Origin of the sequence: Nostoc paludosum FACHB-159 (genome assembly GCF_014698835.1) — a bacterium.
GTDB lineage: Bacteria > Cyanobacteriota > Cyanobacteriia > Cyanobacteriales > Nostocaceae > Nostoc > Nostoc paludosum.
On record NZ_JACJTU010000102.1, the window covers coordinates 1 to 10309 of the forward strand.

Sequence of the window (10309 nt, forward strand, 5' to 3'; positions counted from 1 at the left end):
GCTTTTGTGAATATTTGCTAGTGAGCCAAACAGAACCCTACATCGAGCAGTATTATAACCAGGAGCGTAACAGTAACGATCGCTGGCTATGGCAAGTTCATTCTGGTGTTGAGCGATCTATCTTCCTACACAGTTTAAAAGTAGAAGTTCCGCTAACTGAAATTTATCGTCGAATTAATTTTTAAGAGTGATAGAAAACTTACGTGCGTGGTGGCGTACCTGACTTTCCACATCCCGTGAAAAGTCAGCACGCTCTGCAAGTTCAAAACTTTTAAAGGGTTACAAAAGCCTTTGCTTGGGAGACTAACTATGAATCAACTCTAGCAACGCCTCTGTTGATATCTTGCCACTCAGATCAGAACCTTCCAAGAGGCTATCTGCTAAATCCCTCTTATGGTGATGTAGTTCAACAATCTTGTCTTCAATAGTATCCTTAGCCACCAAGCGATAAATTGTGACTGGACGTTGTTGCCCAATGCGGTGGGCGCGGTCTGAAGCTTGGTCTTCCACTGCTGGATTCCACCAGGGGTCTGTATGAATAACATAATCAGCGGCAGTAAGATTGAGTCCAGTACCCCCAGCTTTGAGACTAATGAGAAATACATCACCATCCCCAGCTTGAAACGCATCTACACATCTTTTCCGTTCTGCCATTGAGGTACTGCCATCTAAGTATTGATATTTAATACCCTGTTGCTCCAAAAAATCGCGGATGATGTGCAAATGATCGACAAATTGACTAAATACCAAAGCCTTATGGCGATTTTCTAGCAAATCACCCAGCACTTCGCCGAAAAGTTGCAACTTAGAACTAGATAAGGCAGTATCAGGCATAACAAGGCTGGGATTACAGCAAGCGCGGCGCAGTTTCATAATTTCTGCTAAAACTTGCAAATGTTTCTGTCCTGCATCCGCATTACTTTGGGTCAATTTAGATATAGCTTGACGACGCAAAGCTTCATAGAAAGCCTTTTCTTCTTGACTCAACTCCACATGAAGCAGAATTTCAGTTCGGGAAGGCAATTCTTCTAATACCTGATTTTTGGTGCGCCTTAACAAGAATGGTTGAATCAGTTTTTTGAGTTTATTACGCGCAAGTTTATCTTGATATTTTTCAATGGGGGTAGCAAAGCGTTGATTGAAACTTTCAAAAGAACCTAATAACCCAGGATTAATAAAACGGAACAAATTCCACAATTCACCTAGATGATTTTCAATCGGAGTCCCAGTAGTCAGCAGTTTAAAATTAGATTTCAAATTCATGGCTGCCTGAGAACGTTTAGTGTTCATATTTTTGATCGCTTGGGCTTCATCCAGGACAATCGTTTGCCATTTTATTTGAGCAAGCATTTGAGCTACTTCTTCTTGTTGCAATAAACCATAGCTGCATATCAACATATCCAAAGGTTGTAATTCATCTAACAACTTTTGGCGGTTAGCACCCGAAAATTGAATGATATTCAAAGTTGGGGTAAACTTCTGTGCTTCACTCACCCAATTCATGCACACAGAAGTTGGAGCAATAATGAGGGTTGGCCCCTGATGTGCATTTCTGAGGATGACAGCCAATGCCTGCACGGTCTTTCCCAATCCCATTTGGTCTGCCAAGCAAGCTCCTACACCCCAATGTGCTAGACGCGCCAACCAACAAAAACCTTCCATTTGATAGTCACGCAGTTGGGCTTGAAAGGTAGATGGGAGTTCTGGTTGGAGGTTTTGTACTTCCTTGAGGCGTTTGATATGTTCTTTCCAGTGTTTATCTGCCTTTACCTTACCGACTTCATCAACAAAATCTTCTAATCCTAATGTAGCCAAGGGGTGAAAACGCATCCCTATACCATGTTTTTCCGAAAACATCCGCAATTCGTCCAGGCGTTTGCGAAAAGCTTGAGTTAAAGCCAGGAATTGACCATCTCCAAGCGGAATAAAACGGCTTGGGGTTTTCTCTAATAGTTCTAGTAGTTGCTGCATATCCAGCACTAGGTCGTTATTCAATTTCAATTCCCCACTGGCGGCAAACCAGTCCTGCTGACGTTGAATCGATAAATTAAAGTCTTTTAAGTCGGCATTGTGGCTGACACGCAGTTTTTCTCCTTGCGGCCATTCTATGACGACATTACTTCCCAAAGCTTGCAGTTCTAGCAGCAATTCTAAACAGTCCTCTGGGTCTTCTATTGTCCATTCACCATCTTGTTCTTCATTTCGAGCCAAAGTGGCGCAGGCTTCTACGGCGTAGGCAGCAAGTTGTTTCTCTTGTAACAGATTTCGTCTGGTTTGTAGACGTTTACCAGCAATCTCGGCAATAACAGTTTCACCACCTGTACCAGGACGATAGTAGGGGCCACCTTGGGCAAATGGGCGCGACAACATGGTAACTTTTAAGCCGGCATTGGCAGGCAAAAGGTGAATATGAGGTAATGTTTGGGCGGGTACAACTTCTGCTCCTTCTGCGCCACCACCAATGTCCGAATGCACGGTGACAATGCCAGAGATAGCATTAATAGCAGCCAAAACTTGTTTTTCGGCACTCTGGGGTACATTTAACTTATTATCTTTACCAATAATTTCTGCAATACGTCTGTGTTGGGCAGTGATTTCAATAACTTTGATGCGGGTTGGAGTTTCTTTAATATGCAGAATACTCTGCGATTCGATGATTTTGGGAGAAAATTCCAAGGTGAGACGACCAAGTTTCTCTTTTTTAACTAAAAGTTCTGGTTCTCCCTTGACAATTTCTACACGAACATTAGGACTATCTTCCCAAAAAACCAACGGGTGTCCAATTAACGCAGAGATGGCTTTTTCACTGAAGTTATAATCAACTTTGCCGTAATAGCCTTCGCTATATACCTCAATACAACTACATACCCGCATATCTTGGGGGGTAATGTAATCAAACTCAGCTAATCCACTGTTCAGACGCTTGAGGGCGATGGGGCGACCTTTACTCCATTCTCCTTTGGCATTTACTTTCTGTTCTTTTGGTTGCAACACACATCTACTGGGATAGAAGGTAATGAACCATGCTAAACGTAATTCTGACTCTGGTTTTCCGGGCAGTTGTGGTTCTTTCTGGAGATTGGCTAGGGCATTGAGGCACATTTCCCAAGCTTCTTGGGGTCGAATTAAGTCTACAATAGTTTGGATACTGCTATCTTCTCGCAGTGCCTCTGCCTGTTTTTTATAGTTACTACTAGGTTGAAGTCGGGATAGGAGTTCTGCGGTTTCCATTGCCAACCAATGATGACCTGAAGTAAGCGATCTCCGATATAATGGCTCTAATAAATTAGGTAAACGTTTTTTTGCAGCGTCAGCATCCATCCAGTAAAGGCATAGTGAGCAAAACAATGTTTGTAAGCTGTTTTCTTCTTCCACTGAAGAAATATGAGAGCTAAGGACTAATTGTTTTTGAGTAATATCACCTTGATGGACTTGCAGTACCATTTTCAGTCTGCCATAAATAAACCTCAGCCAATGATCTGATTGGCGGGACATCGCACTGGTGTACTCTTGTGCTTGCTGGAGGCTCTGTACTGAACCATCTTTTAACAGTGCCAGGATAAAAAATAAGCCCCCCATTGTATTAAAATATATTTGGCGTTTGCCTGTTGCTTTTCTCAGTTTTTTCAGGGCATCTGTATAATATTTAATCGCTTGTTCATTTTCCCCTCGCAGAAAACTTAACCAACCCCAAAAGACAGCAGCGTTATTTTGATATTCATCCGATATCCGCTCCAAACTTGCTTGTGCTTCTTGGGTACAACCTCGGAGCAACATTTGTTCTGTCAAAATCAAATGCAGATAATCTGAACAATGTTTTCCAGATGTAGAACATTCTTCTTCCAGCAACGTAAACGCATCTTCAGACACAGACAATTTTAGGGCTGAGTTGAGGAGGATACTAGATATCCCATTTTCATATAATCCTTGTGGTAAGCTGTTAAACCAATCGGCATCAAATGGGTTATTGCATATCTGCTCGAAGATATTTTGGATTACTATTTTTTCTTCGCTATCAGCATATTTATCGTAATCTTCAATTTGCTGATTAATAAAATTAGGGTCTTGGCGATAAAAACCTATACGGATTTCCCGAATACACTCGCGTAAGCTGCGGAATATCCGAGCATTTTTGTTCCAATGAGTCCGTATAGGTAACTTTTCTTCTACTGCTGTGACAAGAATTTCAAACTGTCTGGTTTTTACTGCATGACGAGTAGCAATTTCTGTGAGTAAAGGATGACATTCAGGACTTTGCCTGCCTGACTGCACTAGCAAACCTACTTTTAACAATTTATCAATTTGGGGACTAATGGTTTTAGTACCCCAAGGTTTATTGTTTTCATCTAAAGCACCCGTTTTACTAATACAACTCACGAATGAATTTTTATCTATCGGTGCATAAATTATCGAGAACAACTGGATAATCTTTTGTATGCAAGGGTGTAACTCGAAGTATTTCTCAGTGAGTTGTGCTTGTAGTTTTATGGATTTAGACGCAATATTAGTCAAGTCGCTTCGCTCCAATTCAAAATTCAAAATTCAAAATTTAAAATTAAAGACAATTAATGTTCGATTGAACTCACCACTAATTGAAGACCGCCAAATCAAAGATTGTGGCGGTGGCTTGTACTCAGAATTAATTAATTCAAAATTATTTCCATTCTTCATTTTGAATTTTTAATTTTGCATTTTGAATTCAAAAAAGGTCATCAAGGGCAAAAGACACTTCTGATATATTAAAAATACTAATTATATAATTTAACTCAAAACTATTTTGGATATAAATGTTTGCTTTTGGGCTAATGATTGATTGAACATCTTAAGCAGCTATTGAACCTATTTTAATGGAACTTGTGACGTTATGGTACGCTCAATCAAACTAAATTCCAGATGTTTTGATCTAATGATGACAAAACAAAGTCTCTAGATAAACTTGAGCAACACGGCGTTGCCCGAAGCGGAAAAATCCAGCTAATAACAAGATTTACAAAAAGTGCAACTGCAAAGCCGAATTTGAGAAAAAACAAAGCGACGGGTAAAAACCACATCGCTTTGCTCTCATTACCCAAGAATCTCTATCACTGCCGCCAGAACAGCCGCAGCCCGATCGCCCGTTGGCACAAATACCCGCTTACGCCAGCTAATAATTTCGGTGAAACAACCCGCAGCCACAAGTTGATCGGCTAAAGATAAAGCATCAACCAATTCAATTCGTGGTTCACCAGCAATGAAAGACCGCCGCAGCGTGATCCCTCCGGGTAACTGCTGTGAATACTTCTCGTCCAGCACCAGCTTCACAAGTTCTGCTGGAGAAAGTAGCTGATTTCTTAGTCCGAGTTGTTCGCGCACGGTTTGGATATCATTAGCATTCACCACCCGACCAAGCACTTTCTCGCCATCGCTGGTTTGCAATCGGAAGACCCGGCTGCTGTGTTGTGGGAGTATCTTCCAAATTGGTAACAAAATACCTGTTACCAAATGCAGGTAATCGGTAGTGAATCTGGGTAGCGCGTCCACTTCCTTCGACCAAGCCGCGATGAACACTTCAGTAGGAACTTGCTTCCAGGTGGATGATTCCAAACTTTGAACAGGTACACGAGTTTCTTTTTGCGATCGCACCAACAAAACTCGCGGTATTACTCCACCTTGCTCATCGAATATGCTATGAGTTGGAATAGATACAGCAGCATGACCAGATTTCTTATTCACCATCAGCCGCCCCTGGTACTTGCCAGCAAATTCCAGCATTTGGTCAGCAGTTCTGATGTTGTTCCGTTGAACTCGCTCAATTTTCAGGTAATTGGTCACGCTACCAGTTTGAGGATGGGTATAAACTGATTCGCAACTTTCTACAGTGAACCGTTCAGCGCGGAGTGTCTCTACGCCCATCTCGTAGATACCATTTGCGATCGCCGTTTCAATTTGCTGAGAAAGCAACAACTCAAAACGCTCGAAAATCACGTTCTGCATCTTAATTCTCAAAGCCAGCAGTCGATTGAGGAACTGTCGCAAGGGTGGAAGGTCTATCTTCATCCCGCCTTCGTGAGAAGTTAGCGATAGTCCAGTCATCTGCTCAAAAGTCCCTAGCGGAACTTCGGCAAATCGACCTTGGAAGATTTGCTTAAACAGTTCGTACAATGCGTACTCTGCGTACTGAGACTCAAGGTTATCCTTAGTATCAAAGATACCATTGCCACCCGTTTGTCTTTGTCCGCGAGTGAGTGCGCCGAGACTGTCCAGCCGTCGAGCGATAGTCGAGATGAAGCGGCGCTCACCCCTAACATTAGTAGTGACTGGACGGAACACAGGTGGAGATGCTTGGTTTGTGCGGTGACTCCGCCCCAAACCCTGAATAGCATTATCAGCCCTCCAACCGGCTTCGAGTAAGTAGTGCGATCGCCTTTTACGATTTTGTGCGTTTAAGTCAGCATGATAGCTACGACCAGTACCACCAGCATCAGAGAAGATGAGGATTTGTTTCTCATCAGCCATAAATGCGGTACTTTCCGCAATATTTGCACCAGCACCCCGTGAATCCACAAACAAACGCCCGGAATCATCCTTAAGGACTCGTTTGCTACGACCTGTAACTTCAGCCACCTGTTTGTGACCAAAGTGCCAAAGCAGTTGTTCTAAAGCACCAGGAATTGGGTCAAGGCTTGCTAGTCGGTCAACCAACGCATCTCTTAAAGCCACAGCTTCAGCCGATACAATCGGAGAACCATCGGCATCAAAGGCTGGTTCTGAGCGTTCCTCACCTTCAGATGATGAGTAAATCTCATGTAAGTGTACGGGAAATGCACTTAACAGGTAGTCCATAACATACTCACGGGGAGTTAGGTCAAGGTTTAAGTCCTTCCATTCCTCTGCGGGAACTTCATTGAGTCGCCGCTTGAGTAATTCCTCATTTGTGGACACTATTTGTACAATCACAGCATGACCTTGGGCGATATCCTGCTCGATAGCTCTTATCAGCTGTGGACACTTCATCCCGGTCAGCAGATGGTTAAAGAATCTTTGCTTGTGCGATTCAAACTGAGACAATGCAGACATTTTAGCCATACGATTGTAAGTTTTCGCACCAATGATGTTACAGGCTTCTAGTGCTTTCTCTAAATTGTTATGAATCACTTGAAAAGCGTCCGCATAACTGTCATAACTACGTTCCTGAGTCGGTGTTAACTCAATTTCTAATGTGTCATATTCTACTCCCTCAAAGGAAAGCGATCGCGCCAGATACAAACCGAGTGCCTTCAAATCCCTAGCAACAACTTCCATTGCTGCAATACCACCACTGGAGATAGATTCAACGAAATCCTCACGGTTGGTAAATGGGAAGTCTCCGGTTTGCCAAAGCCCCAAGCGGTTTGCATAAGACAAGTTGGACACTTTGGTTGCGCCAGTTGCCGATACGTAAATAACCCGTGCCGAGGGAAGTGCATTTTGCAGTCTCAGCCCGACAATACCCTGTTGTGATGCTGCAACCATACCCAGCGTTCCCTCAACAGCCATCGCATTTCCCATTGAATGGCATTCATCGAAAGCAATTACACCCGTCATATCTTTACCAGCCCACTCCACAATTTGTTTGAGTCTGCTTTTGCCATTCTTTTGAGATCGCACAGTTGAGTATGTGCAGAATAGAATGCCTTGGGTGAATGGGATTGGCTCACCTAATTTAATGTTCGAGAGGTCGATGATGTCTCGCTCAGTACCACCCAGCGCACACCAATCTCTACGGGCATCTTCGATTAATGCGGCACTTTTTGATACCCAGATTGTTTTTCGTCTGCCCTGACACCAGTTATCTAATATAATACCTGCACACTGTCTTCCTTTCCCCGCACCCGTCCCATCGCCAAGGAACCAGCCACGACGGAATTGTACGGCATTTTCTTCGCCCTGCGCTGCCACCGTTATGTTATCCCATGAGTCATCAACAAGGTATGACCCAGACAGAAACTCTGAGTGCGCTTGACCTGCGTAAATAACGCTCTCAAGCTGTGCCTCTGACAACAAGCCTTGTGAGACAATATTTTGTGGAAGATGTGGTTTGTACGTGGGAGCCGGAGGCGATACTAATGCTAAAGCCGCGCTCTCACACAGCAATGAGGGATGAGGTAGGGCATCCTTGATTCTGATTCGCTGTGGTCGGTAGGTTTCGTAAAGCGTATCTTTCAAACCCTCATTAGCCGTCCATTCGATAACTTGGTATTCCAGAACAACCACATCGGGAATTTCTGCGGAGGGTTGTGCTTCTACCACTGAGGTACGCAAAGACCGCTTGACCACTTTCGTGGCTATCGCAGCAGTAGCTTTGACAGGTGCGGATTGCCACAGAGATGCCTGCGGCAACGTCAAGGACGAACGTCCAGGCAACTGCTCAATCAATGCCAGCAGTTCGGGCAAATCCAAGGTTTCTCTAATACAGGGGATGTCGCCATTCTTATCAGTCGGAACTTTATCGATCACAGTAATCCGGGTTTCAATCGTTGTCCCGTGCTTGGCGTAAGCTTTACCGTTGACTCCGACCGAAAGCACCACCCTTGCAAATTCCTGCCACTTAACAAAAGTCTTGTGCCAAGTGGGATTATTAGGAGAGAACCAATTGGCAGTGATTGTTACCAGCCGTCCACCATCGCACAGCTTTTGCAGTGCAGAGTTGATGTGTCGAGGTGTTGCATCGGGTGAGCGATCGCTTACCTTGGGCGATGACGAGAATGGCGGATTCATCAGCACAACTGAGGGCTGAGTCTTGCCTGCCAGATAATCGTTGATTTGTTCGGCATTCACACAGAACAGTGGAGTGCCAGGGAATAGCCGACGCAGAATCTTCGCTCTATCGGGTGCAAGCTCGTTGAGCATCAAACTTGCACCTTGAAGTTTAGCGAACTGGGCTAAAATCCCAGTACCAGCAGATGGTTCAAGAATCAGGTCGTGAAGAGTGATTTGTCCTGCCAATGCTACCAAATACGCCAGGGGTAGCGGAGTCGAAAACTGTTGAAGTTGTATTTGTTCAGAAGTACGGCGGGTGTGTGTGGGGCAAAGCGACTCAAGCCGTTGCAATTGCTCCAAGGGATTTTCTGATATTCCCTTTTGTCGCAGGTAGAGAATTAGTGCAACTTCCACCGCTTCGTATGCATCTTTCCACAACCACTTGCCCTGTGCCGCACTGCCATGAAAGTGGCGATTCATCTGCGAGGAGAGCAGTTTTGTGGTTATAGGGCGATGTTCGATTAACGATTTTGTTAGTTCTTGGGCAACACCGAAGATTGACTGCCCATAATCTAGAACAGTTTGTAGGTCAAACAGGCAACCTTGTGAGGCGATGAGGTTTACCATGATTTATATATAGATGTAGATTTCACAAAAATTCGGCGTAGCCGATGCTGAAGAGCGAAGACTTGTAATTTGAAGAAGGGAATTAAAGTAGAGTTAGTTGTTTAATGTTGATTTCTGTCTTATGCTCACGCTCTATCCAGTCAAATGCACAGCTTAAATGAAGAATGAATTCCAACCATTCTTTCGGTTGTGGAACTCCAGCAGATGTTTGCTTTGCTGCATATTCATTTACTAACTGGGCTAACTCAATCATGTGCGAATAAGTATCAAAAGCCAGTTGGTTGCACTTTTCCCTAACTCGCCGTTTGACTCTAAGAGGCGAAGTTTTCCAGAAGATGCTGTAGCGAGTTTTGTAATATTCATCAGACAAACCAATTGCCCTTTCCAAATGCTGTGTGGCAACTGCAAACTGGGGGTCGTCTGGAGCGTACTGGAGTGCTACAAATAAAGCACAGTGCGCTGCTTGCATTGTTTTAATTGTTGAAACGACAGTTTGAGCGATCGCGTTACTACAAGCGTTCGCCCTTGGCGTTGGCGGAGCCATCACTCTCCTTCAAAACCAAGTTGTGGGATTAAGCTGCGGCAGACTTACGAGGTTTGGAATTCTTTTGAGTGGCGGCTTTGTTGGTAGGCTTAGTGGTTCTCTTGGCTGTGGAGGATTTGGTGGATTTGGTGGATTTGGTGGTTGTCCTAGCTTTCGGTTGCACAACAGAAGCTGCTGGTGATAGCAGTCTAACTGAAGGGAATGGAAGTACAATGGACTGGATGTGGATTGGGGTTGATTGAATGTCTGTGGTAAGTTCCCAAGGGTCAGGCAGTTGCTCAAATTGCTGTTGTTGCCAAGGGTTATCTGTTGAGGGAGCAATGCGATTTTGTGAGATGATCCCACCTAGAGAGCGATCGCTAATAAGCTCTTACGTATATGCTAAACATTTAATACAATAAACTGAGTAATATTTGTTAG

The 10309-nt window shown here is 44.0% G+C and carries 4 protein-coding genes and 1 pseudogene; 2 read left to right on the forward strand and 3 right to left on the reverse strand.

Annotated features, from left to right (window positions below; translation table 11 throughout):
- A pseudogene (locus H6H03_RS37975) lies at nucleotides 1–185 on the forward strand (Uma2 family endonuclease); the annotation flags it as partial.
- A 118-nt stretch (nucleotides 186–303) separates the two neighbouring features.
- Here the strand turns inward: H6H03_RS37975 and H6H03_RS37980 are convergent.
- From H6H03_RS37980 to H6H03_RS37990, 3 genes are all read right to left on the reverse strand, one after another.
- Nucleotides 304–4512 (reverse strand): DEAD/DEAH box helicase, encoded by a 4209-nt coding sequence (locus H6H03_RS37980; RefSeq protein ID WP_190960156.1) that lies wholly within the window; start codon nucleotides 4510–4512, stop codon nucleotides 304–306.
- 552 nt (nucleotides 4513–5064) lie between these two features.
- Entirely contained in the window at nucleotides 5065–9345 is a 4281-nt protein-coding gene (locus tag H6H03_RS37985) for a strawberry notch family protein (protein ID WP_190960157.1), read from the reverse strand.
- 82 nt (nucleotides 9346–9427) lie between these two features.
- Nucleotides 9428–9889, reverse strand: coding sequence for a hypothetical protein (locus H6H03_RS37990; protein WP_242058201.1), 462 nt, complete (start codon nucleotides 9887–9889; stop codon nucleotides 9428–9430).
- 68 nt (nucleotides 9890–9957) lie between these two features.
- Between H6H03_RS37990 and H6H03_RS37995 the strand changes: the two genes are divergently transcribed.
- Nucleotides 9958–10131, forward strand: coding sequence for a hypothetical protein (locus H6H03_RS37995; protein ID WP_190960158.1), 174 nt, complete (start codon nucleotides 9958–9960; stop codon nucleotides 10129–10131).
- Nucleotides 10132–10309: the final 178 nt, after the last annotated feature.

Bases quoted from the DNA above. Each gene is read 5' to 3' on its own strand.
- H6H03_RS37990 (WP_242058201.1), bottom strand. From the start codon at position 9,889: ATGGCTCCGCCAACGCCAAGGGCGAACGCTTGTAGTAACGCGATCGCT.
- H6H03_RS37985 (WP_190960157.1), bottom strand. From the start codon at position 9,345: ATGGTAAACCTCATCGCCTCACAAGGTTGCCTGTTTGACCTACAAACT.